This is a genomic window from Oceanobacillus caeni, assembly GCF_042678465.1.
In the GTDB taxonomy this organism is placed as follows: domain Bacteria; phylum Bacillota; class Bacilli; order Bacillales; family Amphibacillaceae; genus Oceanobacillus; species Oceanobacillus caeni.
In genome coordinates, this window is record NZ_JBHTKV010000007.1 from 55,024 (window position 1) to 79,882 (window position 24,859).

The 24,859-nt window shown below is 33.1% G+C and carries 36 protein-coding genes and 1 pseudogene; 26 read left to right on the plus strand and 11 right to left on the minus strand.

Annotated elements, in window-relative coordinates; genetic code table 11:
- On the plus strand, positions 1-420 hold the full coding sequence (arsC, locus tag ACFQ18_RS07215; RefSeq protein WP_204798077.1) for an arsenate reductase (thioredoxin): 420 nt from the start codon (positions 1-3) through the stop codon (positions 418-420).
- A 418-nt stretch (positions 421-838) separates the two neighbouring features.
- On the opposite strand, the gene ACFQ18_RS07220 is transcribed toward arsC, so the two are convergent.
- The 4 genes from ACFQ18_RS07220 to ACFQ18_RS07235 form a co-directional block, all read right to left on the minus strand.
- A complete protein-coding gene (locus ACFQ18_RS07220; protein ID WP_204798076.1) occupies positions 839-2,374 on the minus strand; it encodes a recombinase family protein in 1,536 nt (511 codons plus the stop codon).
- The gene (locus ACFQ18_RS07225; RefSeq protein ID WP_204798075.1) at positions 2,371-2,547 is read right to left on the minus strand and encodes a hypothetical protein; all 177 of its coding nucleotides are present in this window, start codon (positions 2,545-2,547) and stop codon (positions 2,371-2,373) included. Before ACFQ18_RS07225 ends, ACFQ18_RS07220 begins: the two co-directional genes overlap by 4 nt.
- A gap of 462 nt (positions 2,548-3,009) precedes the next feature.
- Entirely contained in the window at positions 3,010-3,441 is a 432-nt protein-coding gene (locus ACFQ18_RS07230) for a hypothetical protein (RefSeq protein WP_204798074.1), read from the minus strand.
- A 143-nt stretch (positions 3,442-3,584) separates the two neighbouring features.
- Positions 3,585-4,577 carry an adenylate/guanylate cyclase domain-containing protein gene (locus tag ACFQ18_RS07235; RefSeq protein ID WP_204798073.1) on the minus strand — a complete coding sequence of 331 codons (993 nt, stop codon included), beginning with the start codon at positions 4,575-4,577 and terminating at the stop codon, positions 3,585-3,587.
- A 64-nt stretch (positions 4,578-4,641) separates the two neighbouring features.
- Between ACFQ18_RS07235 and ACFQ18_RS07240 the strand changes: the two genes are divergently transcribed.
- The gene (locus tag ACFQ18_RS07240) at positions 4,642-5,148 is read left to right on the plus strand and encodes a Pycsar system effector family protein (protein WP_204798072.1); all 507 of its coding nucleotides are present in this window, start codon (positions 4,642-4,644) and stop codon (positions 5,146-5,148) included.
- A 45-nt stretch (positions 5,149-5,193) separates the two neighbouring features.
- On the opposite strand, the gene ACFQ18_RS07245 is transcribed toward ACFQ18_RS07240, so the two are convergent.
- From ACFQ18_RS07245 to ACFQ18_RS07260, 4 genes are all read right to left on the minus strand, one after another.
- A complete protein-coding gene (locus tag ACFQ18_RS07245; protein ID WP_204798071.1) occupies positions 5,194-5,466 on the minus strand; it encodes a hypothetical protein in 273 nt (90 codons plus the stop codon).
- Positions 5,467-5,522: 56 nt separating this feature from the next.
- The gene (locus ACFQ18_RS07250) at positions 5,523-5,717 is read right to left on the minus strand and encodes a hypothetical protein (RefSeq protein WP_204798070.1); all 195 of its coding nucleotides are present in this window, start codon (positions 5,715-5,717) and stop codon (positions 5,523-5,525) included.
- A gap of 68 nt (positions 5,718-5,785) precedes the next feature.
- Positions 5,786-5,995, minus strand: coding sequence for a hypothetical protein (locus tag ACFQ18_RS07255; protein ID WP_204798069.1), 210 nt, complete (start codon positions 5,993-5,995; stop codon positions 5,786-5,788).
- Positions 5,996-6,039: 44 nt separating this feature from the next.
- Positions 6,040-6,513 (minus strand): hypothetical protein, encoded by a 474-nt coding sequence (locus tag ACFQ18_RS07260; RefSeq protein ID WP_204798068.1) that lies wholly within the window; start codon positions 6,511-6,513, stop codon positions 6,040-6,042.
- A 365-nt stretch (positions 6,514-6,878) separates the two neighbouring features.
- On the opposite strand from ACFQ18_RS07260, the gene ACFQ18_RS07265 reads away from it, so the two are divergent.
- Positions 6,879-7,151 (plus strand): hypothetical protein, encoded by a 273-nt coding sequence (locus ACFQ18_RS07265; RefSeq protein WP_144029225.1) that lies wholly within the window; start codon positions 6,879-6,881, stop codon positions 7,149-7,151.
- Positions 7,152-7,407: 256 nt separating this feature from the next.
- Here ACFQ18_RS07265 and ACFQ18_RS07270 read toward each other — a convergent pair whose 3' ends face one another.
- On the minus strand, positions 7,408-7,770 hold the full coding sequence (locus ACFQ18_RS07270) for a helix-turn-helix domain-containing protein (RefSeq protein WP_204798067.1): 363 nt from the start codon (positions 7,768-7,770) through the stop codon (positions 7,408-7,410).
- A gap of 122 nt (positions 7,771-7,892) precedes the next feature.
- Here ACFQ18_RS07270 and ACFQ18_RS07275 point away from each other — a divergent pair, with 122 nt between their 5' ends.
- From ACFQ18_RS07275 to ACFQ18_RS07290, 4 genes are all read left to right on the plus strand, one after another.
- Entirely contained in the window at positions 7,893-8,183 is a 291-nt protein-coding gene (locus tag ACFQ18_RS07275) for a hypothetical protein (protein ID WP_010648812.1), read from the plus strand.
- A 17-nt stretch (positions 8,184-8,200) separates the two neighbouring features.
- The gene (locus ACFQ18_RS07280; protein WP_204798066.1) at positions 8,201-8,506 is read left to right on the plus strand and encodes a hypothetical protein; all 306 of its coding nucleotides are present in this window, start codon (positions 8,201-8,203) and stop codon (positions 8,504-8,506) included.
- An 18-nt stretch (positions 8,507-8,524) separates the two neighbouring features.
- Positions 8,525-8,947, plus strand: coding sequence for a hypothetical protein (locus ACFQ18_RS07285; protein WP_204798065.1), 423 nt, complete (start codon positions 8,525-8,527; stop codon positions 8,945-8,947).
- Between the two features lie 120 nt (positions 8,948-9,067).
- A complete protein-coding gene (locus ACFQ18_RS07290) occupies positions 9,068-9,268 on the plus strand; it encodes a DUF7695 domain-containing protein (RefSeq protein ID WP_225310793.1) in 201 nt (66 codons plus the stop codon).
- Positions 9,269-9,683: 415 nt separating this feature from the next.
- On the opposite strand, the pseudogene ACFQ18_RS07295 reads toward ACFQ18_RS07290, so the two are convergent.
- Positions 9,684-10,121 (minus strand): annotated as a pseudogene (locus ACFQ18_RS07295) (ferritin-like domain-containing protein); the annotation flags it as partial.
- Positions 10,122-10,365: 244 nt separating this feature from the next.
- Here ACFQ18_RS07295 and ACFQ18_RS07300 point away from each other — a divergent pair.
- The 14 genes from ACFQ18_RS07300 to ACFQ18_RS07365 all read left to right on the plus strand — a co-directional run bounded on the left by ACFQ18_RS07300 (position 10,366) and on the right by ACFQ18_RS07365 (position 19,222).
- Entirely contained in the window at positions 10,366-11,175 is an 810-nt protein-coding gene (locus tag ACFQ18_RS07300) for a cupin domain-containing protein (RefSeq protein WP_204798063.1), read from the plus strand.
- 341 nt (positions 11,176-11,516) lie between these two features.
- Entirely contained in the window at positions 11,517-12,068 is a 552-nt protein-coding gene (locus tag ACFQ18_RS07305; protein ID WP_010648799.1) for a sulfurtransferase TusA family protein, read from the plus strand.
- A 12-nt stretch (positions 12,069-12,080) separates the two neighbouring features.
- Entirely contained in the window at positions 12,081-12,476 is a 396-nt protein-coding gene (locus ACFQ18_RS07310) for a DsrE/DsrF/DrsH-like family protein (RefSeq protein ID WP_060669093.1), read from the plus strand.
- Positions 12,477-12,559: 83 nt separating this feature from the next.
- Entirely contained in the window at positions 12,560-13,687 is a 1,128-nt protein-coding gene (locus ACFQ18_RS07315; RefSeq protein ID WP_010648797.1) for an MBL fold metallo-hydrolase, read from the plus strand.
- Between the two features lie 32 nt (positions 13,688-13,719).
- Positions 13,720-13,947: a sulfurtransferase TusA family protein gene (locus ACFQ18_RS07320; protein ID WP_151025989.1), complete on the plus strand. Its 228-nt coding sequence runs from the start codon at positions 13,720-13,722 to the stop codon at positions 13,945-13,947.
- Between the two features lie 63 nt (positions 13,948-14,010).
- Complete coding sequence (locus ACFQ18_RS07325; protein WP_010648795.1) at positions 14,011-14,790, plus strand: sulfite exporter TauE/SafE family protein; 780 nt, start codon at positions 14,011-14,013, stop codon at positions 14,788-14,790.
- A 58-nt stretch (positions 14,791-14,848) separates the two neighbouring features.
- Entirely contained in the window at positions 14,849-15,145 is a 297-nt protein-coding gene (locus ACFQ18_RS07330) for a rhodanese-like domain-containing protein (protein WP_010648794.1), read from the plus strand.
- 11 nt (positions 15,146-15,156) lie between these two features.
- Positions 15,157-16,851 carry an FAD-dependent oxidoreductase gene (locus ACFQ18_RS07335; protein ID WP_204798062.1) on the plus strand — a complete coding sequence of 565 codons (1,695 nt, stop codon included), beginning with the start codon at positions 15,157-15,159 and terminating at the stop codon, positions 16,849-16,851.
- A gap of 279 nt (positions 16,852-17,130) precedes the next feature.
- A complete protein-coding gene (locus ACFQ18_RS07340; protein ID WP_225344181.1) occupies positions 17,131-17,415 on the plus strand; it encodes a sulfurtransferase in 285 nt (94 codons plus the stop codon).
- On the plus strand, positions 17,405-17,665 hold the full coding sequence (locus ACFQ18_RS07345) for a metal-sensitive transcriptional regulator (RefSeq protein WP_010648789.1): 261 nt from the start codon (positions 17,405-17,407) through the stop codon (positions 17,663-17,665). Before ACFQ18_RS07340 ends, ACFQ18_RS07345 begins: the two co-directional genes overlap by 11 nt.
- 178 nt (positions 17,666-17,843) lie before the next feature.
- Positions 17,844-18,203: a rhodanese-like domain-containing protein gene (locus ACFQ18_RS07350; protein ID WP_010648787.1), complete on the plus strand. Its 360-nt coding sequence runs from the start codon at positions 17,844-17,846 to the stop codon at positions 18,201-18,203.
- A gap of 15 nt (positions 18,204-18,218) precedes the next feature.
- Positions 18,219-18,518 carry a rhodanese-like domain-containing protein gene (locus ACFQ18_RS07355; RefSeq protein ID WP_010648785.1) on the plus strand — a complete coding sequence of 100 codons (300 nt, stop codon included), beginning with the start codon at positions 18,219-18,221 and terminating at the stop codon, positions 18,516-18,518.
- Positions 18,519-18,548: 30 nt separating this feature from the next.
- Positions 18,549-18,935 (plus strand): DUF302 domain-containing protein, encoded by a 387-nt coding sequence (locus ACFQ18_RS07360; RefSeq protein WP_060669097.1) that lies wholly within the window; start codon positions 18,549-18,551, stop codon positions 18,933-18,935.
- A 50-nt stretch (positions 18,936-18,985) separates the two neighbouring features.
- Positions 18,986-19,222: a glutaredoxin family protein gene (locus ACFQ18_RS07365; protein WP_010648781.1), complete on the plus strand. Its 237-nt coding sequence runs from the start codon at positions 18,986-18,988 to the stop codon at positions 19,220-19,222.
- A 497-nt stretch (positions 19,223-19,719) separates the two neighbouring features.
- On the opposite strand, the gene ACFQ18_RS07370 is transcribed toward ACFQ18_RS07365, so the two are convergent.
- A complete protein-coding gene (locus tag ACFQ18_RS07370) occupies positions 19,720-20,721 on the minus strand; it encodes a replication-relaxation family protein (protein ID WP_204798061.1) in 1,002 nt (333 codons plus the stop codon).
- A gap of 584 nt (positions 20,722-21,305) precedes the next feature.
- Between ACFQ18_RS07370 and ACFQ18_RS07375 the strand changes: the two genes are divergently transcribed.
- From ACFQ18_RS07375 to ACFQ18_RS07395, 5 genes are all read left to right on the plus strand, one after another.
- Positions 21,306-22,196, plus strand: a complete 891-nt coding sequence (locus ACFQ18_RS07375; RefSeq protein WP_204798060.1) for a hypothetical protein — start codon at positions 21,306-21,308, stop codon at positions 22,194-22,196.
- Complete coding sequence (locus ACFQ18_RS07380) at positions 22,141-22,992, plus strand: ATP-binding protein (RefSeq protein WP_204798059.1); 852 nt, start codon at positions 22,141-22,143, stop codon at positions 22,990-22,992. Before ACFQ18_RS07375 ends, ACFQ18_RS07380 begins: the two co-directional genes overlap by 56 nt.
- 219 nt (positions 22,993-23,211) lie before the next feature.
- Positions 23,212-23,424 carry a helix-turn-helix domain-containing protein gene (locus ACFQ18_RS07385; protein ID WP_204798058.1) on the plus strand — a complete coding sequence of 71 codons (213 nt, stop codon included), beginning with the start codon at positions 23,212-23,214 and terminating at the stop codon, positions 23,422-23,424.
- Between the two features lie 104 nt (positions 23,425-23,528).
- Positions 23,529-23,930, plus strand: coding sequence for a recombinase family protein (locus tag ACFQ18_RS07390; protein WP_204798057.1), 402 nt, complete (start codon positions 23,529-23,531; stop codon positions 23,928-23,930).
- 253 nt (positions 23,931-24,183) lie between these two features.
- Positions 24,184-24,777 carry a helix-turn-helix domain-containing protein gene (locus ACFQ18_RS07395; protein ID WP_204798056.1) on the plus strand — a complete coding sequence of 198 codons (594 nt, stop codon included), beginning with the start codon at positions 24,184-24,186 and terminating at the stop codon, positions 24,775-24,777.
- Positions 24,778-24,859: the final 82 nt, after the last annotated feature.

Here is a 24,859-nt window from a genome sequence, read left to right on the forward strand (position 1 = left end):
ATGGCTAAAAAATCAATATATTTCTTATGTACAGGGAACTCATGCAGAAGCCAAATGGCTGAAGGCTGGGCAAAAAAGTACCTTGGAGATGATTGGGAAGTTAGAAGTGCAGGGATTGAAGCGCATGGGTTAAATCCCAATGCGATAAAAGCCATGAATGAAGTTGGACTTGACATTTCTAACCAAAGATCAGAAACAATTGATGTAGAGTTTCTGAATAAGGCAACATTGGCGGTAACGTTATGTGGAGATGCCAAAGACCGCTGTCCAGTAACACCGCCTCATGTTAAAAGGGAACATTGGGGATTTGATGACCCAGCCAAGGCTGAAGGTACGGAAGAAGAAGTTTGGAAAGTGTTTCAGCGAGTTCGTGATGAAATAGGAGAACGGATTAAACGATTTGCAGAAACAGGAGAATAAGAAATAGTAGGAGGGAATAAAACCTTCCTACTTTTCTTATTCTATCTTAATGAAATTAAGGAACCTATAACTGTTTCTAACAATCAATGCATACTATTGCATATTAATATAAAAATAAGGGCTATCACCAAAAACAGTAATTGAACCTAATCTCAATGAGATGTATAATAATATTAGAAAATAAGCATAATAAAAACCGAGAATGTTGTGAGCATTTTCGGTCAGCATGATAAAGAGTTCAGGTGGGATTTCCTCTGGACAAAGAAAATGTAATATGCTTTGTACAGTTGCGAACCCTTACCCTTATTTTGATTCTAGCAGATCAAAGGTTAAAATTAGCAGTCTATTCGTTTGAAAATAGACTGCTATATTTTTTGTTCCAGACAAAGAATTATGCACTGTAATATAACACAAGTGATTAAATAAGTTCATGACTAATCTCCTCAAATAACTCTTGATCAAACTCGTAAACTATATTCTTGATCGTTCGATCTTTAGGCTTTTCTCCAGTATTTACTTGAATTTCTTTGATAAGAAACCGGAGTAATTCTTTTCTATCATAGTCATCTAATAGGTTATAAAATGAATTAAAATCATTAGCAATACGCTTAATTACCGGTAATAAGTCATTGTTATTCTTTAACTCTACCTGCCTTGTTAGTAGTGTTATGAACTCCTTTTGTTCACTTTCTTGATTCTGAACCCTTTTCATTTCTTCACTAAGTGTATCTATGTCGATTATTCTTTTCGTATAAAGTTGCAAGAGATCCTGCTTCTCTCTTTTTAATTCAGTTAAATTTTTTTCTAGTAATTTAAGTTCCTCTTCAATTGGTTCAAGTTCACTTTTTAGATTATCAATAACAACTCTTTGTAATGGTACAGAGAGGTTTAAATCATTTAGGTAATTCATAACCTGTGATAAGACCTCTTGTTCTGCATACTCCTTTTTTACAAGGTTCGACTTACATGCTTTAGAACCACTGTTTTTAAAACGGCCACACACGTAATATTTGTACTTTTTGTTTGCATTCCCTTGTACCATTGCGCCTCCACAAGTAGGACACTTTAATATACCCGATAATGGAAAGGAGCCGTTGTGTATTTTTTCTTGGGTATAACTACGTAGTGATAAGAGTTTTTGGGTTCTTTCCCAAAGCTCTTCACTGATAATAGGATAATGGTTACCTTTTTTATATTTACCTTTCCATTTAACATAACCATTGTAGATTTTATTATTGAGAATAGTTCTGACTGCGGTAATTGACCAATGATTATCTTTTTTGGTTTTAATACCTTGCATATTTAAATTAGTAGCTATTTTTCGATAACCCCACATTTTATTGGAGTAACAATCAAAAATGTATTTAACTACTCTTGCTTCATCTTTGTCAATTACTAATTTCTTATTTATTAAATTGTAGCCAAATACTCTTCCACCGTTAAAGTCACCATTTTCAAATGTCTTCTCCATACCTAATGATGTACGAAAGGCGATTAGATCTTTTTCGACTTCTGCTATAATACCTAATATCTGATAGATTAGTTTTGAATTAGGGTCGTTTGTGTCGATATTATCAGCGATAGAAATTAAGTTCTTGTTAGCTTTCTTTAGACGATTAAAGATATATTGGGAATCTAAAGAATTACGTGATATGCGATCTTGTTTAAATACGATGATGGAATCAATATTATTCTCCTCTTGGAAAACATCATAAAACATTTTTTTAAACTCAGATCTATTTGAAAAGCTTTCCCCGGAAGCAGGTTCCTCTACAAATATTTTTACAAGAATAATATTATTTTCCCTACAATACTTTTCTATTGCCTCAATTTGTTGTTCAATAGAAGTGTTATCTAATTGTTTATTTGTGCTAACACGAACGTATGCATAAGCTCTAACATATTTTACTGGCATATTAACTTGTATACCTGACATTTCAATATTTGCTGTCATCTTCCCCCCTCCATTTCAATAGAAAATCCCTTTCCTATAGAATCAGAGTATTTAACCATTAGATCTGTTAGGTAATTTAGAAAGTCATAGCCTTTTATTTTTGTTAACTCTTTACTTGTTGCAAGTCTAAGTCTGTAATCTTTATCGTAATCTAATATTTCATTTTTCGTCATAGTTTAATGATCTCCCCTTATCTATTTGTGATTTTAAGACACAAATAACAGCCGGCTCGTCATTTGCTGAAACATGATAACAGCGAAAAAATGATATTTTAAGAGAGAATCAAAAATATTTTTATTTTATTTGTATATTGGAATAAAATACCCCAAATTCAATTTGAAGGTCTGGACTAGTGCTTTTTATGGCAACCACCAAATCTATAAATGACAGTATCTTTTATGAATGCAAAAAGAGTCTATAAAACGCATATAGTTCATAAAAACTTGCGTATTATAGACTCGTTATTTATTCTTATTGTGTGAAAGCACTCATTAGCTTAATAAAAAACATTTTCGTTATCTTTAAACCAAATCTTCGTATTTCATGGAAAAGTCCCCTATTAGATTGACTGCTAGATTTGAGGAGGCTAGTAGATAAAGGAAACTATTCAATAAACAGTACAAAAAGTATTAATGTTAGTTTGGTTTACCTTTGGTTAGTAACTTTAATGCAGACTTTCTTATTTCGGGGTTTTTCCCTGCTAAAGCTAAAGCAGTTCCACCTACTCCTACCCAGACCGAAGCAACCATCCATCTTTTGAATTCAGAGTCTTTTTGATAAGATTTTTCAACCATACGCTCAATACGGTCATTAAGTTTGTCTCTAGCTTCTTCACTAAGATTTGGGTCTTTTAGTTGCTCAGAAAATATCTCTATTGCTTTATCAATTGTACTATAAACTTTTTCTTGAGATTTCGAACCTACTTCTCCCATATTGTTTATTGCTTTTATGATTTCAGGAGAATATTTTAGTAAGGTTTCAAGTTCTGTCGAGGTTAATTCGGATAGGTCATAATTGTTTTCCTTGAGTTTTATTAAGGTTTCGTCAATAATTACTTTTTCACTCATAGCAACACCTCTAAATTAGTTGTTTATGCTATTATACAACAATGGAAATTTTAAATATTGCTTTTTCAAAAGGTTCGTATACTTAACAAATTTGACTCGTTGGTTGAAAGTTATGTATCATCCTTTGTCTTTAATAGTAAAATTTAATCGAACGCCTTAAAATACACATCACCACCATAAATATCATAGCCTTCTAAAAGGCTATCATCTTGCTTTTTCCACCAGCCATTTTTTATAGAATCTGCATCTGGATTTTCTCTTACAAAACCATCGTACACTTCTTTTGTCATTAATATTGGTGATGTTTCAATAGATGAACTTTCACTTTTAGTTTTGGTATTGAGAAAAAAGGTTTGAAAATTATCGTCACTATGACGGTAAACCGGTCTATAATCATATTGTTCTGTTCTTGTTTCTAATTCCTTTTTTAGATTCTTATTAAGAAACTGTTCAATTTCAACGTCATACCAACCCCATTCTTTTAAACGCCTGTAATAGTAACCTTCAACAATATATGGATATTGATAAGAAATTTCATTTATAATTGTTTTATTTGCCAGATCAGTTAATTTAGAAGCAATATTTGCAGGTCGTCCTAGCCAAACTAATGATTTATATGGTGTATTATCCGCACCGTTTTTTCTAATTCCAGCTTTAGAAACCAACATTTTTCCATAATCTATTCCAATTCCACATTTAACTTCATTGTTTTTAAAATGCTTGTTAAGTATTCGGGTTGCTAATGAGTTTAGCAGAATTGCAGTATTTACAGCGTTTTTATAACAATTTTCTCTATCAAAAACAACCATTAAACGGTCACCAATAATATTTCTTACCTTGCCACCATAGAACTCGGCAGCTTTAGCCATAGAACGAACAAAAGAACTATATAATCTTGTCAATGTTATAGGTTTATGAGATAAATTTAGTTCGGTTGATTTACGAATGTCTATATATAGGATACAAGTTTCAATACGTTTAGCTTTTTGAGATTTGGTATCTAGGTTTGGAAAAGTTATGTCAGAATCGGTTATTGATGGAACAGTACTTGTATCTGTGATAGTAATGCTAAAGTCAGAAGATAATATATTTTTCATTTCTTCTTCTAATAATTTTTTTAAATCAAAAATATCCATATTAACATTACTCCTTTAAACGGTATAATGATATTATACAAACTAATATTATAAGGTGAGAGTTATGGACAAAGAGGATTTATATAAACAACTTGATAAAGTTGATGACTGGATAAATAATGCTGATACAAAGCTAGGAGTTGTGTTAGCTTTTATAGGTGTCTTCTCAGGTTTTATAATATCAAATGATAGATTAAACCGAAATGTTGGGAATTTACTTGATAGTGGTACAAAGGTGGAACAATTTGTAGTAATCTTATTAATTTATTTAACTAGTATATCTCTATTGTTGTCAATATTTATGTGTATAAGAGGATTAATGGCTAAAACTAATAATAGCAAAAAGACATTATTGTTTTGGGGTCATGTAAAGGAGTTTAAGGACTACGAGACCTTTAAAAGGTTTAAGGAACAACAAAGTGAGGAAGAATTAAAAAGCGATATTTATAATCAAATTCATACGAATTCAGTAATAGTTTACAATAAATTTTATCGTTTTAGATGGAGTGTTATTTTTACTCTGATTTCTTTATCAGCTTATATTTCGATATACTTCTTTTCAATCTTATAAAAAATAGACCAGAGTGATACTCCTGTCTATTTCTTTAGCCTATTCTCACTGGATAAACTTTGGCGGCATATCAGGTAAAATGAAAATTTCTTCTTCAGCAAAAATAAGGTAATGTTCTTTATATCCAAGATAATGGACATAAAGTGATTTTCCTTCATATAAACTATCTGTTTCGGATAGCAAATTACAATATGAAATAAAACCCAAGCTACCATCTTTGGAATATGTATACACTGCTATTCCTTTACTAGTAAAATTACGTATTCGAACCTTAGTTGTTTGATAGATTTCAAAACCTGTACTGTCTAATAAATTCATTAAGTAAACCCCTTTTCCCAAATAACAGTAAGCTACTAACGATTAATCTACTGTTATTATTTTATTGAAACGTAATCCATCTCAAATATATCCGCATAACCCAATTGGCGATTCTCTCTTCCGATGAGTTTTCCAATCATCTCGGTATTTAAATAATGAAGATACTCATTTGCTGCACTTAGATCTTCAAATACCTTTCCGATTACAATATGATCTCTAGCGTCAAAACCAATAACAACGTGACTTTTCATATAATTTCCTCCATTTGCTTTTACAATCTGGGGGGGATTAACACGCGGGAAATAATTTATATTATCGTTCATTTATTATTTCTAAACCATTTATCCCAAAGTTCATGGAATAAAAAGTTATATTTAATCATTACCCCATATCCTATGACTAGACTAACAATCAGACCGGGATAAATAGGCTGGTTAAAGAGAAGATTTATTATGACTGTATATGTTGCAGCAACATTGAGGCTGATTGCCATTGCATTAACGAGATAAGCAATTTTAAAGAAATCCATATAGTTCACCCTACTTTGAATAGTCTTTTAGTTATTTACCCTTATTAACTAAGCACATCACTCATAACACAACCTGTAAGCGGATTTGAAATATCAATATGACGGAATAACCAATTAATTATCTTCGGTTCAAAGTTAAATTCTTCAACAAATACTTTTCCTTCAATGAATAGTACGGAAATTTCAGCCGATATGGTTATCTGTGTATCTGGATACTGAAAAGTCATCACTGTACGCCTACTTTGATAATTGTCTATGTCTGTTTTAGAATCATCGAAGTAAGTGGCTATGTTATCGTCGTTAGTGATCTCGACAAGCTTTTTATAAAAGCTCTCGATATTTTCTCTAAAGACTACTTCCTTTAATTCGCCCTTTACAGTAAAGTCAGTCAGAGTTGTAGTATACTGCTCTAGATCGATTCTCTCATTTATGTATTGTTCCCAATGGACTTGATCAAGTGAGTTAGTAAATTTTGCTTCGAATTTATTTATAATACCAAGAATATAGAATGCTCCCATTTGTGTCCCTCCTCAATAAAATTTCTCCGTTGCACTTTATTGACCCTTGCTTTACCTGTTACCGCTATTATAACGATTACTTCGGAAAATTTATATACCTTTTCTGCAACAGGTCGATTCGTAGTCATAGCAGGTCAGATAGTGGTCATACATGGTTATTTCACGGGCATTAAAAATTACTCAACTTGATATAGCCGTTTGAATGTATTGTTCAAACGTGGTAAAAAGTTATTAACAAAAGGAGTTTGTCGATGGTAGATTCCAAAGAATGGATTCAGAAGAAAACAGAGGCGGAAAATGCGGGAGAAGGAACGGATAAATAGAATTATGTTCTGTTACAAAGAATTTGGGAACAGCAATCTGATATGCGATTTAACAAATTGATTTCTAATCTGCAGCATATGTATTCATCGCAAAACGAAGGATATGGTCAAAGAATGTTGACAGAGAAAGGGTCATTTGGGGAAGAAGTAAAATATTCTTATTTTGACTTTTTCTATTTGGAGGATGACAAGTGGGAGAAATTTCTGCAAAGGATGGTTGATGGTCAGGAAAAAGACTATAAACAAAATTTAACCTATTGTCTTGACACGGCAGATTTAGGAACTTCAATAGGTAGAAGAAAGAATAATGGATAAATTGAAGACGAAATGAATTGGAGTAATCCAGTATAGATAAATAAAGAAAACGGAAATGCCTTTTATGACACTTCCGTTTTCCAGACCTACAAATTGCACTAACACCAGAAATATTCATCGTAGCGCTAATCAATCTTGTAGTACTAATAGACATATTTATTATAGTCATTAGACTTTCATATAGCAAGAACGATCATATTTGAAATACGAAATAAAAGTACAAATTATCCTACGACAATATAAAGATTCGTTCTATTTAGTCCTTAATATATGGAAGCAGAAGTGTATATAATCCTTTCTTCTGTTCAAAGGATAACGAAGAAATCATTTTATTTAATATAGCATCTAGTTCTTCTTCGGCATTCACATTATCTTCTTCACTTAAATTAATTTTTTGTAGTTTGCTTTCTCCTTCAAGTGCATATAGGAAATCACCCATTGATATACTAAGTGCCTTACATATTCTTTCTAATAAGGAGAAGGTGATCTCTTGATTGCCGCTTTCAATTCGTGACAAAGAAGGTTGAGAAAGACCAATTTGCTTTGCAAAATCAACCATTGTTAATTTACTTTCTCTTCTTAACCTACGTATCAACTTACCAGCCTGTAAATCGTCCATTTTAATTTCCCTTCTCATTCTATTTCCTTTATCGTATTATTTTCTAGTTTTACAATCAATAGATATCATGTTATATTCATAATATAAATATATTCATAATATGAATAAAAGGGTGATTTTAGATGATTGATGGTTTCCCAAGATTGGTTAATCAACTGATTGAAAGTCGTTTGGAGGATATCATTACTAGTGAAGAATATGAGATGTTTATGGAAGGGATTTATAAGGATTTGGAACAGAAGCTATCGTCAAGCATTAAAGATCTTGATGAAGAGGCAAAGAATAATCTTATTGAAGATCTTAAATCAAATATTTTTCAACAGGTATTCCAGAAAAGTAAGTTGACCTACCGTGTGGCGTTTAAAGATGCACTTTCATTTTTTGTTGATACATTATTAATACCTAAAAGATAAAGGAGTTGTTGCGAATTATGTCTTCAATGAATCTCTTCAAAGGAAAATTGGTTATAGATATTGTAGCAGCTGTAAAAACTAGCGATGAAAAAACTATGACAGATGAAGCCCATGAAGGATCTACGCCTGAACTAACGAATGAAATCATGGCTCTCTTGGGTGCAAAAGGTTATATCTGTCAAACGTTTGGAGTTACATTAGAAAATAAAGGTGTAGCATATGATGTTGAGTTGGAACTAATTGAAAAGGAAAAGCAGGAATCTTCTAGAAGAGCTGAATCAGTTTATAATAAGGCAAATCGTATAACTATTAAATTAGACTAAGGGGATATCAAGACAGTAATGGTTAAAAGCACAAGTTTATCAGAAATACCAAAAGCTTTATTTGAAGATAGGGAAGTAAGCATTAATCGTGGTGAATACATTATTCGTTACATGATTGATGATGGTAAAGAAGTTCCGGCTATGTTGATTAAACAATATGGATATTATGCAGTACCCCAAAGTATCATGGTGGAAATAAGAAGAGTAACAATGCCCTTAGCAGATTTGACATTCCTATTTGCTTGTTACTATGTTGCTTCTACAAGTAATCGCAAAAGTATTCGAATGGATGAAGTTTTCGAATGTATAACGGGGAATTGGGATGAGATCCGAACTCGTAACACTGCCCAGCGATTTAGTTTAACTTTATCTAATATGGACAGATACAAAAGATGGATAAAAAAGCATGATCATTATATAAAATACTTTGTAAAGTATTAATTAAAAAGAAGTATCCAAAAGGGGAACTTCTTTTTTTGATAATTATTGTTAATTACAAGACCAGTTGAACGCACGCACATAGTAGTTAGAAAGGAATTTTATCTAATGAGAAGGGTATTAGTGAACAAGGTTCGTTGTAAAAAGTGTGACGATATTATTGAATCAATACATAGTCATGATTTTAAACGATGTAAATGTGGATCTATATTTTTAGATGGAGGCAAGGATTATCAGCGGTATGGTTGGGGGACGAATCAGCCTAACAGTGTAAAACTGGAGGATTTCATCGATTTTAGTTATTCAGTTTATGAAGAAGATTGAAGATAGACTTCTTGACGTAAATGAACAAGGGGATTTACTATTGCTAGAAAAGTGTGCTTATAGTAATAACAACGGGCTTCTAACTTGTTTATAATAACTAATTCGATATATGAGTATAAATAAAAAATAAGCAGTTCAATTCATTCGCGTGTAAATTGAACTGTTTATTTTTATTGAAAATCAATGTTGTTTTATGATCAAAGTAACTTATATAACATATCACTAATTGAATTTGCAATTTGAGATATTAGCATATATTCATTGCCATAGTTTATTCAAGAAAATTTATATTAAAATAATTTGTTAAGTTCTATCAGAGGTAGATGGAAATTTTTAGTCACATCAAAACTAACTTGTGGTTCATTAAACAGAAGAGATGGGTATCCTACTTACGATGGTAGGGGGCAGACACAATTTAGTTTCGTGCAAGGCCTCTTTCAAATGCCGCTAGATGATTTATAGAAGCATTGCGCAGTTGGGTAAAGACTAATCGAACATCATTTGGAATATTAAGGACTAAAAATTTTTCATACATCGAAATATTGTCTATCTCACCTTGTACACAAGCAGCGTATGCTGCTTTAATGTTTTCCGGAGTAGTAATGAATGTGTACGATATATCTTCAGGTAGAGGAATCTGATAGCGATAAAAAAGGGGTAATAGTGCATTGATATGTCTTAATTCAGCATCCCTTATTTGCGCAAATGGACGAATATATCCAAAGATTTCCAAAATATTATTGTATCTTGCTTGAGCTAAATACTCGTCTTGGAGGGCATAAGTCAACATTTGAGGCAAGGTTAATGTGGAGGCATTTAATGCCCCAGTTGCACCGAAATTATCAATTTGTCGTAATCGATTAGAATAATACAAATAGTTCTCCTCCCAGTATCTAAATTTTATTTATCTTATGCTATATGTTGGGTTGTTGTTCGATTTACAACACTGGGAAACAGGAAGCCATTATTTTTGTTTGCCCCTTTAATGAATAATATTAAAAAACTGCAGATAAACTTCTATAAACGTCAATATACAAAAGTACATTTATTAAGAATGATACATAGGATACATATGACAATAATGGAGGAGTGAGAAGATGTATTATTCACCATATATGTATCCAAATTACTATGTAAGTGTTCCAATGCACCATGTTCGCCAACAGCCTATATATTGGGGTTACCCACAAGAAACAAATATGGGGAGCATGTATCAACCAACGCAAATAGAAGATAGAGCAAAAAATATGGCATTTAAAGATCAAGGGAAACAGCCATTCGTAATAAATATAGAGGAAGCTGCGGAAAGGAATCGAAACTTTCGCACGGCAATATGGACCGGAAATCATTTACAGGTTACATTGATGAGTATTGGTGTTGGAGAAGACATTGGTTTGGAAGTCCATCCAGATGTAGATCAATTTCTACGTATTGAAGAAGGTCAGGGGCTTGTTCAAATGGGTGACACCGAAAATAATTTGAACTATGAAAGAAGGGTTTCTGAAGATTATGCTATCATGGTTCCTACTGGTAAATGGCATAATTTAACAAACACTGGAAATAAGCCATTAAAGTTATATACCATTTATGCACCTCCAGAACATCCATTTGGAACGATTCACCAAACGAAAGCAGATGCAATGGCTGCGGAAGAAGGCGGTAATTCGGCCAATCCAACTTATTTCGGTAGAACTCCAGATGAATGGGTACAGTATACAGAGTTTTTAGTGAAAGAAGGATTAGAAGACGTTAAGAGAGGAATAAATGCTACACATATCCTTCAAGAGTTTATTCTCATGGGAGTTCTCGTCGGAAAAGGCTATTCTCCTGAAAGAGCATATGAGACTGTAGAAGAATGGGAACGTACAGGTGAATCAAAACTTCTTCAGCAAAGTAAAAATATGTAATGCACGTCTTATTGAAAAAGGAGTTTATCATTTTTGATGAAACTCCTTTTTGATTTTGTTTTAAAGAAAAATCAAAATGGATAATAATTTAAATTAAGTACTTTTCAATAGGCATCTATAAAAAATTAGATAACAAGGTTGACATTTTACCCTAGGGGGTATATTATTGGTCTTGTAATTGATTTTCAACAAGCTAAATCAATGGAGATCTATAAAAGGTATACTGCAAACGTCGTTATCAATAACGACTAATTTATTGCTAAATATTATACCCATAGAGGTATAATAAATACCAAATCGTAAATTTTTTTGTTAAAAACAATACCGTGGGGGGTAAATGTATGATTCAAGCAAATCACCAATTAGATGCAAAAGGCTTAGCTTGTCCAATGCCAATTGTGAAAACTAAAAAAGCAATTACGGATCTTGAAGATGGTCAAGTATTGGAAGTTCAAGCTACAGACAAAGGATCTAAAGCCGATTTAGCAGCATGGGCAAGCACTGTTGGACACCAATATCTAGGAACATTGGAAGAAGGCGATGTTCTTTATCATTACATTCGCAAAGGCTCTAATGAACCAGAAGTGGAAAAAACATTTGAACACACTGTTTCACTTGATGAAATTGAATCAGGTGACGGTTTAATTTTAGATGTGCGTGAAGCAGCAGAATATGCATTTGGTCATATTCAAGGTGCAAAGTCCATTCCAATGGGTGAATTAGAATCACGCCTTGAAGAATTGGATAAAGAAAAAGAAATCTATGTAATCTGCCGTACAGGGAAACGTTCTGATTTGGCAGCACAACTATTAGCAAACAATGGTTATAAAAAAGTTTATAACGTTCTACCGGGTATGAATGAGTGGAACGGAAAAATAACAAAAGAAATCTAGGAGGAATTTATTATGTCAGAAAAAGTAGCTATTATCGCAGCAAACGGTGGAATGTTTGATGCATACAAAGTATTCAATATCGCAACAGCAGCAGCAGCTTCAGAAAAAGAGGTACAAATCTTCTTCACTTTTGAAGGACTAAACTTAATTCATAAACAAGCAATGCACGCTTTAGAAATGCCAGCAGGAAAGGAACATTTTGCTGAAGGGTTTGAAAAGGCAAATGTTCCTACTATCCCACAACTAGTTGGGATGGCACAGGAACTAGGTGTTAAATTTATAGCATGTCAAATGACAATGGATGTTATGGGACTTACGAAAGAAGATTTCGTTGATGGTATAGAAGTTGGTGGAGCAGTAACATTCCTAGAATATGCAAAAGATGCATCACCAACATTAACTTTCTAATTAGATGATCAATCTTTATGCAGTGGAGAAATTCTCCACTGCTAAAAAATAATTTAAAATATACCTAGGGGGGTAATTCAATAATGACAGTAAATAAATGGACTGCAGCAGAAGTTGCTCGAAAAGTAATTGATAACGAAGAATTATTTATTTTAGATGTTCGTAATCATGATGCATTTGAGGATTGGAAAATTGAAGGACATAAATTCGAGTATTTAAATATCCCTTACTTCGAATTATTAGATGGTGTAGAAGAGATTTTGCCTAAACTTCCAACAGATAAGGAAGTATTAGTAGTATGTGCTAAGGAAGGATCTTCCGTTATGGTAGCAGAAATGCTTTCTGAAGCTGGTCGTGAAGTTGCATATCTTGAAGGTGGAATGAAATCTTGGAGTAGTTATCTAGAACCAATTAAAGTTTCCGATTTAGAAAATGGTGGGGAGCTATACCAATTTGTTCGTTTAGGAAAAGGTTGTTTATCTTATATGGTAATTTCTGAAGGCGAAGCAGCTATTATTGATGCAGTGCGTTTCACGGATGTATTCACAAACTTTGCGAAAGAAAAAGGAGTAGAAATCAAGCACGTATTTGATACACACCTACACGCAGATCATATTTCAGGTGGACGTCATATTGCAGCAAATACAGGAGCAACTTACTATCTACCACCAAAAGATGCGACAGAGGTAGTGTTTGATTACACGCCACTTACAGAAGGATTAAATGTAAAAATTGGTGCATCTCAAATTGATGTAAATGCACTTTATTCACCGGGTCATACCATTGGTTCTACTTCATTTGTTATCGACAATCAGTTCTTGTTAACAGGTGATATTTTATTTATCGACTCCATTGGTCGTCCCGATTTAGCAGGACTTGCGGAAGATTGGGTAGGTGACTTACGAGAAACATTATATTCCCGTTATCGTGAACTAGCTGAAGACCTAGTGGTGTTACCTGCACATTTCATGATTATTGATGAGTTAAATGAAGATGGTACAGTGGCTAGAAGATTAGGTGATTTGTTTAAAGAGAATCATGGATTAAACATCGAGGATGAAGCGGAATTCCGTCGTACTGTTACAGATAACCTACCACCACAGCCAAATGCGTATGAACAAATTCGTCAGGTAAATATGGGGAAAATCACACCTAATAATGACGAACAAACAGAAATGGAAATCGGTCCAAACCGTTGTGCAGTTCGCTAATTAATCAATAGAAAAAAATGGGGGTAAATTAAATGAACATTACAAAAACATTAGATGCAAAAGGCTTAGCATGTCCTATGCCAATTGTAAAAACTAAAAAAGCAATGGATACGATTAACTCTGGTGAAGTACTTGAAGTACTTTTAACAGATAAGGGTGCTTTAAATGATATCCCAGCATGGGCTAAATCAGGTGGCCATACCGTATTAGAACAAAAAACAGAAGAGGATGTTCTGTACTTCTATATTCAAAAAGGATAAAGAAAACCAAATAGCGAGTAGCGTGAACTACTCGCTTTTCTAAATAAGAAAGAAGGTTTAGTAATGGATTTAACTTTTATCATCGTTGTGTTTGCAATTGGGTTTATTGGTTCCTTTTTATCCGGTATGTTAGGTGTTGGGGGTTCCATTATTAAATACCCAATGCTACTTTATATTCCCCCTTTATTTGGTCTAGTAGCATTTACAGCCCATGAGGTTTCTGGAATAAGTGCAGTACAAGTACTGTTTGCTTCCATTGCAGGTGTATGGGCATATCGAAAAGGTGGATACCTAAACAAGCAGCTCATCATTTATATGGGTGGAGCTATCCTAATAGGAAGTTTAATTGGTAGTTATGGATCGAGTTTCTTATCCGAGCAAGCAGTAAATGTTGTGTATGGTATTCTAGCTGTGATTGCAGCTGTAATGATGTTTGTACCAAAGAAAAAAATGGACGATGTACCATTAAATGAAGTTACCTTCAACAAGCCGCTAGCGGCAATATTAGCATTAATTGTGGGAATAGCATCTGGTATAGTCGGTGCGGCAGGAGGCTTTTTACTTGTACCAATCATGCTTACGGTTTTGCACATTCCAACACGAATGACAATTGCAACAAGTTTAGCAGTAACGTTCATTTCTTCTATCGGGGGAAGTGTTGGTAAAATTGCTACTGGACAAGTAGATTATTGGCCAGCTGCTATTATGATTGTAGCAAGTTTATTAGCGGCACCACTTGGAGCAAAAGTAGGAAAGAGAATGAATACCCGAATTTTACAAGTGATATTAGCACTTTTGATTGCGGGTACTGCTATTAAAATTTGGATAGATATTTTGACTTAAATAATATTTTAAACCTTCTAGATACGAAAATAGACAATAATAAAGGAGATGCAGACTGATGAAAAGTATATCAGCAGTAGAGTTACATGAGAAAATAAAAAATGGAGAAAACGTCCATATTATTGATGTCCGGGAAGACGTTGAAGTTGCAGAGGGGAAAATTCCTGAAGCTAAACATATTCCTTTGGGGGACATCCCAAATTCTTTAGACAAAATAGATAAAAATAAACATTATTACATGGTTTGTCGTTCTGGTGGAAGAAGTTCAAGAGCATGTGAATTTTTAATCAATCAAGGATATAATGTTACGAATATGACTGGCGGAATGTTAGCGTGGGTTGGTGAAATAGAATAGGAGGCTTAAATATGGGAAAGAAAGTACTGATTGTTGGTGGAGTTGCTGGTGGAGCTTCTGTCGCTGCACGAGTCAGAAGATTAGATGAAAGTGCAGAGATTATTATGTTTGAAAAAGGTCCTCACGTATCCTTTTCGAACTGTTCGTTACCTTATCATTTAAGCGGTATTGTAGAAGATAGCGAAAAGCTTGTTTTAATGTCTCCCGATATCTTTAAGAGTCGCTACAATATTGAAGCTAGGGTACAACAGGAAGTTATTCAAATTAATCGGGATAAGAAAACAATCACTGTAAAAGATTTGATCTCAGATAAAACATACGAAGAGGGCTATGATAAATTGGTGCTTTCTCCCGGTGCTTCACCTATTCGACCAAATTTAGAAGGCATAGACAATTCTAATGTTTTTACAGTACGAAACGTAGTCGATATTGAGAATATCAATTCATATATCAAGCAAAAAGGTATGAAGGATATCGCGGTCATCGGTGGTGGCTTTATTGGAGTAGAGGTTGCAGAAAATCTTAAACTTGCGAACTATAATGTAACATTAGTTGAGTTTGCAAATCAAGTAATGGCACCATTTGATTACGATATGGCTCAAATCCTTCATAAAGAAATGGTGGATCACGGAGTTGAACTTATTCTAGATGATGGGTTATCTAAAATTTCTGATGGATATATTACAACAAACTCCGGTAGGAAAATTGATGCGCAGGCAGTGGTATTAGCGATTGGTGTAAGACCTGAAACCAACTTGGCTAAGGAGGCAGGTCTTGAGATTGGAGAAACAGGAGCTATTAAGGTCGACTCCAATTACTTAACAAGTGATAGAGATATTTATGCAGTTGGGGATGCCATTGAAGTGTATCATCGTTTGTTACAAAAACAAACAAGACTAGCACTAGCTGGGCCAGCCCAAAAACAAGCCAGAGCGGCTGCAGATCATATGTATGGAATTCCAAATAGAAATATCGGTGTAATAGGATCATCATCCATCCATCTCTTTGATCTAAATGCAGCATCTACTGGACTTAATGCAAGAACAGCTGAGCAAGCAGGAATGATGTACGATTATGTTTACTTAATGCCGGGAGATAAAGTGGGACTCATGCCAGACAGCAATCCGATGCATTTTAAATTGGTTTATGAATATCCAACAGGTCGAATTTTAGGTGCGCAGGCAATTGGTAAAGGAAATGTAGATAAACGAATTGATATTATTGCAACCATGATTACAATGAATGGAACGTTGGAAGATTTGAAAGACCTAGAATTGACCTACTCCCCAATGCTAGGAACAGCTAAAGATGTCGTTAATCATGCCGCTTTAGTAGGGCTAAACCTACTACAAGGCAGATACAAAGAAGTAAAAGTTTCCCAAGTTCGAGAACTAGTAGAAAGTAATGCTTTTATTATTGATGCACGAGAAAAAGGTGAATATAATGCAGGTTATTTTAAAAACGCAGTTAATATTCCTTTAAGTGAGTTTAGACAGAGACTTGATGAAATTCCAAAAGGTCAGCCCGTATACATTCACTGTCGTTCAGGTCAAAGAAGTTATAATATGGTAATGGCATTACAAAATTTAGGATATGAGAATGTATACAACATTTCTGGTTCCTATTTGGGTGTAAACCTTTATGAATATTTTAATGATTTAGTTACTGGTAGAGAAAGAATAGTAACTGAATATAATTTTAAGTAGACTTAAAATCTGAAGAATATTATTTAACAGTATGAAACGGAGGTACATTATTTGGTGTATCCTCCATTTATTTTCTAATCTCAAGATGTGTATAAGTTTTGTTAAAGAAATCAAAAGCGACTAATAGAAAATAATATTGAAATCTTGACAATATACCTTATGGGGTATATTATTATTTATGTATTCCTTATTAAAAGGTGATCAATTATGATTATATATTTGCTATGTGTAGTTTTTGTTTTATTATGTTACGAATTATATAGAAGGTATTTCCCAATTATGGGAATAACTTGTAAGAATAGAATTGGCGAAAAGGATATCGTTATATTAGATTTAAGAGATTACAACGAAAAAGGAACTTTAAAAAATGTGGCAATGCAGATACCTTACGCTTATTTGAGAAGACACTACAGTGAGATTCCGGATCAGTCACTTCATGTTGTAGCGAATGATCGAATGGATATTAATCTAGGGGTGAGATTTTTATTAAGAAAAGGATATAGTGTTAGTAGTTTCGAGATTATAGGTTGTGCATGTAAAGGAGGAATAATAGATGGAGTATGATAAATCTGTTATAAATCGTTTAAAACGTATTGAAGGTCAAATTAGAGGCGTATTAAATATGATTGAGCAAAATAAAGATTGTAGGGAAGTAATTACTCAATTATCAGCATCTCGTACTGGTATTGATCGTACAATTGGATTAATTGTAAGTATGAATTTAGAACAATGTGTTCGAGAGAATATTGAAAATGATGAAGATACGAAAGAACTTGTAAAAGAAGCAGTAAATTTATTAGTGAAAAGTAGATAAGGGTTCTAAAAATTTTCTTACTAAAAGGAAATTTAACAACCTTTTTCTTTTTAAATAAAACATACCCCGATGGGTATATGGTTAAGTCTAGTCTAATGGAAGTAACCGAATGAAACAATTAGAACAGAAGGTAAAATGACATCAGATAAAAATTAAGAAAAGAGAAGGTGAAGGTAGAGTGGATATTATACAATGGATTTTTATTATTTTGATCGCACTCTTTGTGATCAATCGTTTTATTCCCAAAAAGGGCATTACGAATATAACTGTTCAAGAAGCAAAAGATAAATTTAAGGATAAAAGTGTTCAATTTATAGATGTCCGTACACCGGGTGAATATAAAGCAAATCATCGCAAACCGTTTAAAAATATCCCACTTTCCAACTTGCCTAGCCAAGTAGACAAATTGGAAAAACATAAAGAAGTTGTTGTTATATGTCAAAGCGGAATGAGAAGTGCAAAAGCAGCAAATATCCTGAAAAAACAAGGATTCGAAAATATTTACAATGTAAAAGGTGGAATGAGTGCTTGGTATTAGAAAGGATGACAAGTGATGGCAAAACAAATAGCACCAGAAGAAGTAGCTAAACGTCTTCAAAATAGTGAAGAAGTATTCATAATTGATGTTCGTGAAAATGGAGAAGTAGCTAGTGGTAAAATCCCAAGTGCCAACAACATTCCTTTAGGTCAGCTTGCATTACGAAAAGGTGAACTGGACAAGGAAAAGAGCTATGTGGTTGTTTGTCAATCAGGTAATCGAAGTAAAGCTGCCTGTGGAATACTAGAGGCATTAGGTTTCAAAGTTGAAGATATGGTCGGTGGAATGAATAATTGGAATGGAAACAGTGAATAAAAACTAAGTAGATAGGAGTGAAATCAAAAGATGTTTCATTACACAATAGAGACACACAAATCTATAGAAGATGCCATTAAGTCATTGGAAGTAAATTTAAAGGAAGAAAAGTTTGGTGTTCAGTGGCAGTTTGACATTAAGGAAACATTGCAAAAGAAAGGATATGAACTAGACCATCCATTTACTGTTTTAGAAGTATGTAATCCTATAGAAGCGCAGCGTGTGTTGTCAACGAATCAGCTAATTGGATATTTCCTTCCATGTAAAATCGTTGTTTACGAGGATAATGAAGGGAAAACTAACATAGGGCTACCAAAACCAACTGCTCTAATTCAAATGGTAGAAGATGAAGAATTAAAGGAAATTGCAACCGACATTGAAGAAAGACTGATTGCCTGTATTGATAAAAGTAAGTAATCAAGTGAAGTTCAACAGGATTTTCATTTAGTAAAAGAGGTTATGTTCAAATGAATCAAACTGTCACGGTATATACATCAAGCTTCTGCCCTGTCTGTGGAATGGTAAAAAGCTTTCTAGACTCCTTTGATATCACTTATAAAGAAGTAATTGTAGACTTAAATCCTATAGCAAGGATGAAAGTAATAGGAAAAACGAAAAGATTGACGGTTCCGCAAACCAATATAAATGGAGAGTGGATAAGCGGGTTTGATCCGGAGAGAATGTTAAAGATATTGATTAAATGATCTCGTACTACTACGAATACGTAAAGACAGTAAGGATATAAACATTCTTTACTGTTTTTTTTATTCTAGCTTTAATATTCTTCTAATATGGGTAACTTTTATGTACAACATTAGAATTTAATACAGTGGTTTATTAAAGATAATATAATATATGGTAACTATTATTAGTTACCAATAAAAGATACTATGCAGAGTAATAGAGCAATAAAATTAGTGAAATACAGTGCCAGTCAATGTTTGATTTGGTTTCTATTAATGGTTACCATTCATATGTTAATGGCTATTTTGATGTTAACGATTATCAAATGAGTGTATTACTCTGGATAATGGTTACTATTAATCGTAACTAATAGTAAAAGTGAATAGCAAGGTGAGAGATGTAACTGAAGGGAAAGTGTTGATATGATAGTCTTTATTTATAGTATCCAATAATGGTTACCAATGATGTTTTATGTATCAGTCATTCCAAATGAATGACTGTGCGTGAAAAGTGATAATCAGTATTTACGTAGTGTTTTATATAATTGATTTACATTTAGTCCTAAAGGGTGAACGATAAGTTTTAATCCAGATTCTTTTAATCTCTTTATAACTGCTGAGTCTGACTTAAATCGTTGTAGTATATTTTTCGTTCTGCCAATTCCATCACTAAAACTAGAACGATTTGATAAGCTGTTATCGACAATAACAATATCCATGATATGAAGAACTTCTGGATTCTTTTCGGCAAGGATTGCGTATTTAAATAACTTTTGAGCTAGGGTTTCGATAGGCTCCGTTCCCATATCCATCTCAATATTTATTATAGCGTCCCTTACTTCTGGTGTTCCTTTTAGTTTAATAATCCAGTCTGGTTTTACTATTGTCATCGTAGCTCCATTTAATTTATTACCAGCTTTACTTCCTGTAGTCATATATTTTGCTATTTCCGCATGAAATGCTCCGTTATTTTGTCGATGTAGATTTTTATGTTTTCTTACCCATTCGGTATATGGATACATTGCTGGTGAATAGGAAAATGAAGTTTGATTATAAATGATTGGATACTTTGTTTTATTTGTATTTGGATCTTTAATAGCTTTCTTATTAAAGGTTGTTAATATATTTAGTGCTGCTTGTTGTGTTGCAATAAAGTGCAACAAGTTTTTCTTTTGATTAAATTTATATATTTTTGGTTTGTTGTATGATTCGTCTAGAAGTCCACTTTCTATTAATACATCAACAGCCTTACTTCCGATTGCCAAGAATTTAAAACGTTCCCCTTCAAAACCCTTAGAATAATGTTCTGAACGAATTAGATGATAGTCCTCAAACTTTCTGATTCGATTTTTAAAACTATATTCTTTAATCCCCAATTCGAATAAGTGTTTAGCAGCTTGATAGAATTGCTGCAAAGTTAATAACCGTTGTTGTTCTAAAAATGCTAATAACTTTAAATCTGTATTAGTAAGTTCTAATCGTTGTCTCGCATTTTTCTTTAAGATGATTTTATCTTGCATTTGTTTTTTTCTCCTTTCCCTTTGGGTGAATGACATTTGCTAGCCAGAACACTTTTAGAATTTCAATTTTCACTATTATTGTCAGCTATATAAAAGGTTGATTACATGCAGGCTATTTCAGTAAGTAATATACTTCTCCTGAATAATTAACTTAAATGCTGCTAATTTTTATCAGTAACCTTATTATTTGGGTGGTTACTGTTTAATGGAAAGTGTTCTTTAAATAGTGTACTGTCAAATTTTGATATTCCTAGTCCTATAAAATAAAAGAAATAAATTCAATAGTGAGTGGGTGTTTATAAAATAAAAGTAAAAAGACTTGCAATAAAAAATCATCGTTGTATAATGATAGTCAAATAAATAAATTGATCGACTTTCTCAACAAAAAGGGAAAAACCCAAGAGGAAGTAGTGAAATATACACATACTTACGTGTATATATTTTGCTACGTCTGTCTTGGGTTTTTCTCTTTTTCTCTTTTTTTATTTGAAAAAACCTAATGGCAGACGGAGACGAGGAGATGATAATCAGGAAAAAAGTTCAAATTGAGATAGAAAATATATTAAGTAAAAGGAGAGATTCAATTGCAAAAAATAAAAAAAGCTGTCATCAGAGAGGATTTGTTCGTACTAACGGGCAGCATGGAAGAAGCCATAATATTAGGCCAATTAATTTACTGGATAGATCGTATGAAAGATGCTGGGAAATACAAAGTTGAGGAAAGAGGACGCTTAGACAATGATTTAGCAGATTCTTTTAAACACGGTTGGATTTATAAAAAAGCTGAGGAGTTAGCTGATGAAGTGATGCTTGGCGTATCAGCTAATACGATTAGAAAGTATCTAGGTATGATAGTAGAAAAAGATTATGTTAAAAGACGAAATAACCCTCGATATAAGTGGGATAAGACTTTACAATATCGTGTTAACTTAGTGAAAATCATGTTAGATTTAAGCAGTTTGGGATATCCGATAGATGAATACAAGCAGTTTTTACGAAGTGAAAAAAACGATGCTTCGAGTAAACAAATTGTTTTACCGAATGTAGAAAAAGTTAATTCGAAGCTCAATGGTTGCGCTGCAATACCAGAGATTACTACAGAGATTACTCCAAAAATTAATTCAGAGACATCTTCGTCAAATGAAGATGAAATTGACATTTATGATTCAAATCAATTTGAATTAATTAGTAAAACCTACTTGAGCCTTAGCAAAAACAAGCAGTTATCGTCTAATGACGAAAAGGCGATTAAGGATGTTGTTGGAGAGAATTGGGAGACTCATCGAGTTATTGGTTGGATAAAGGAGTGTTTCAATAACTTTAAACCAAAACACAAATTAGATAATATCCGGTCCTTTCGGTATGTTGCTAATTATATATTTGATCAAGCTTATAAATTTGAACAGGAGGTACTAGAGGATGAACAAGCTACAGGATATATTGCCCAAGACGAATACTTCCAACGATACGGTTGAGCCATTATACAAGATGCCGGGGAGATTAACAAAGGCAACAGATGGTTGTATGTACAGAGAATGTGACGGGTCTGGACTGATTCATGTAATCAGAGAAGACGGTTCTGAGGTCATGGTGATATGTAAATGCAGAGAACATAAAGAACTGTTGCGAAAAATTAAGACTGCTAGAATTCCAGATGACTATTTAAGTAAAAGAATTCATGATTTTTATACGAAAATCTATCAGGTAAAGGAAAGTGTGGAAGTAGCGCAATATGCTAGGAAAATTGCAACACGCTATGTTGAACAATATCTAGAGATGGAGGATATGGGGAAAGGATTATACTTTTACAGTAATACAAAAGGATCTGGAAAAACGCTTCTATCAATTGCCATTATAAATGAACTTATCATCAAGTATAAGATCAAGCCACTGTATATTTCGGTAGTAAATATGCTAAATGAGATGAAGCATTCATTTTCTAGTAAAGAATCTAATAGAAACTTTTATAGTCTAATGGAATCGTTTAAGCATGCTCCATTACTGGTAATGGATGACTTGGGTGTAGAGAAAACAACGGATTGGTCGGAAGAAGTTTTGACGCAAATCTTAGATGAGAGAATGAGTTACAAATGCCCAACTATTATCACATCTAATATGCCAATACAGTCACTCCAAAATAAGTATCCTGCTGGGAGGATAAAAAGTCGCATTGAAAAAATGACATTCCCAGTTGTTATGCCTGAAGAAAGTGTTAGAGAAATAATATCTAAACAGGAAAATGATGAAATAGCAAAGATGTTTTTTAAATGAAGTGGATTAATGTGGTTGATCTCTTAAAATATAGAAAAAGATTGTTAGAATATGATTATAACAGTCAAAAACTAAAATCGAATATGAACAAAAAAGGGGAAAACCCCATTTTTATAGAGTGACAGCGATGTGTGTATGCTGCAGTCTTTTAAAGGTGGTTTTCTCTTTTTATTTATCTTGAAACACACACATTTTACAAAAGGAGGGAAAAATTAAAACATGAAAATTATTGTTAAAGATTCCGATAAACTACGAGCAATGTTGATTGAAAAGGGATTTTCGCAACGAGAGTTTTCGAGACATACCGGATTAAGTGAGAATTACTTTAACCAAATTATTAATCATAAGAAAAACCCCAGCCCAGCGGTTGCAAAGAAAATATCAAATCAATTAGGTTTAGAATTTCATGATGTTTTTCAAATTAAAAAATAGACAGAGCGAGAAGAGATTGTAAGTTCAATCTTATAGAGTGCATCTATAGATACACAAGATAAAAGTAACTGTTCTAAAATTAATTAAAGGGAGAGATTTATATTATGAAATGTGCAGCATATGTAAGAACAGCAAGTAGTGAACATAGTGAGTCTAGTTTATCGATGCAGGTGAAAGCGATAGAGGAATATATCAAAAATAAAAATTGGCAGTTGTGTAAGATTTATAAAGAGGAAAATAGTTTGGGGCCTGAATTAAATGTAGGACTTCAGAGAGCGATAAATGATGCTAAAGAAGAAAAAGTTGATGTAATAATTTCCGTGACAGCTTCTCGTTTATTTAGATACTATAAACAAGCAACTCACTTGCAAGGACTTTGCGAACAACAAAAAGTTGATATTATAACATTAGATAATTGTATTAATACTTTTGAAGGGAAATACGGGTTAATTCATAGTCCTCTATCCTCGATTAATTCCATTGGATTCCTATACGATAAGAAATGAATATTAAATTGTAAAGTACTGAGTAAGAGTGTCATAATAAAATAATCCTTTAAACAACTAAAGATAAAAAATCCGTAGTAATTATTTAGTAAAAGCTAGATAATCGCTACGGATAATAATATATCCCCCTCCAGTTATATTGAAATTTTCCCTTATTTAGATACTAACGGCCTATATAACTAATTGACTACAATCGACTTTCCTATTAGAATGTAAATGTATTGACCAAGACAATATATGTGTAGGTGATAAATTGATAGGTTTAAAATTTATCTTAGATTTATATGGAATGCAGCATATTGAATTGGCTGAAAAGCTTGGTATCAAAAAGCAAAATATTAATCTTTGGATTAAGGGAAAGCAGAATATCTCCAAAAAACATCTACCGACTTTGGAGAATATCTTTGGTATAGATGCTAAATATTTTTCTAAGGAATTAACCGATATAGATAAACTAGAGATTCAAAAGGAAAAATTAAAACAAGATCTCCACCCTGTTATCATGAAACATGAGGGGCAATTTCTAATTGGAAAAGGAGACGATCTCGTTGAAGTTCCTGTTTACGATAAAGATGAAATAAATCGAATTGAGCATGATATTGAAAAGGCTAAGCTAATTGCTAAGTTTCGAGATATTGTTAATCGTACAGAATATCTCCCTTATTTAGACACATTTAAGCTAGTTTTGGAACTTTTAGATAAAGCACAACATGAACCAACCTTTCATAAAACTATTGAAGGGCTGGCCCATTATCTAGAGTTATTACCGGATTGGGTGTCTACAGGTCGTGAACAGAATGGATTTGAAAGAGGGTTATTTGGAGTACTAGATGACAATAACAAATAAAAGAAGTTTGAAAAATGGGAAGAGCAAAGATTGGGACGTAATAAGATGAAATATCAACTTGATATTGATAATTACCCAAAGG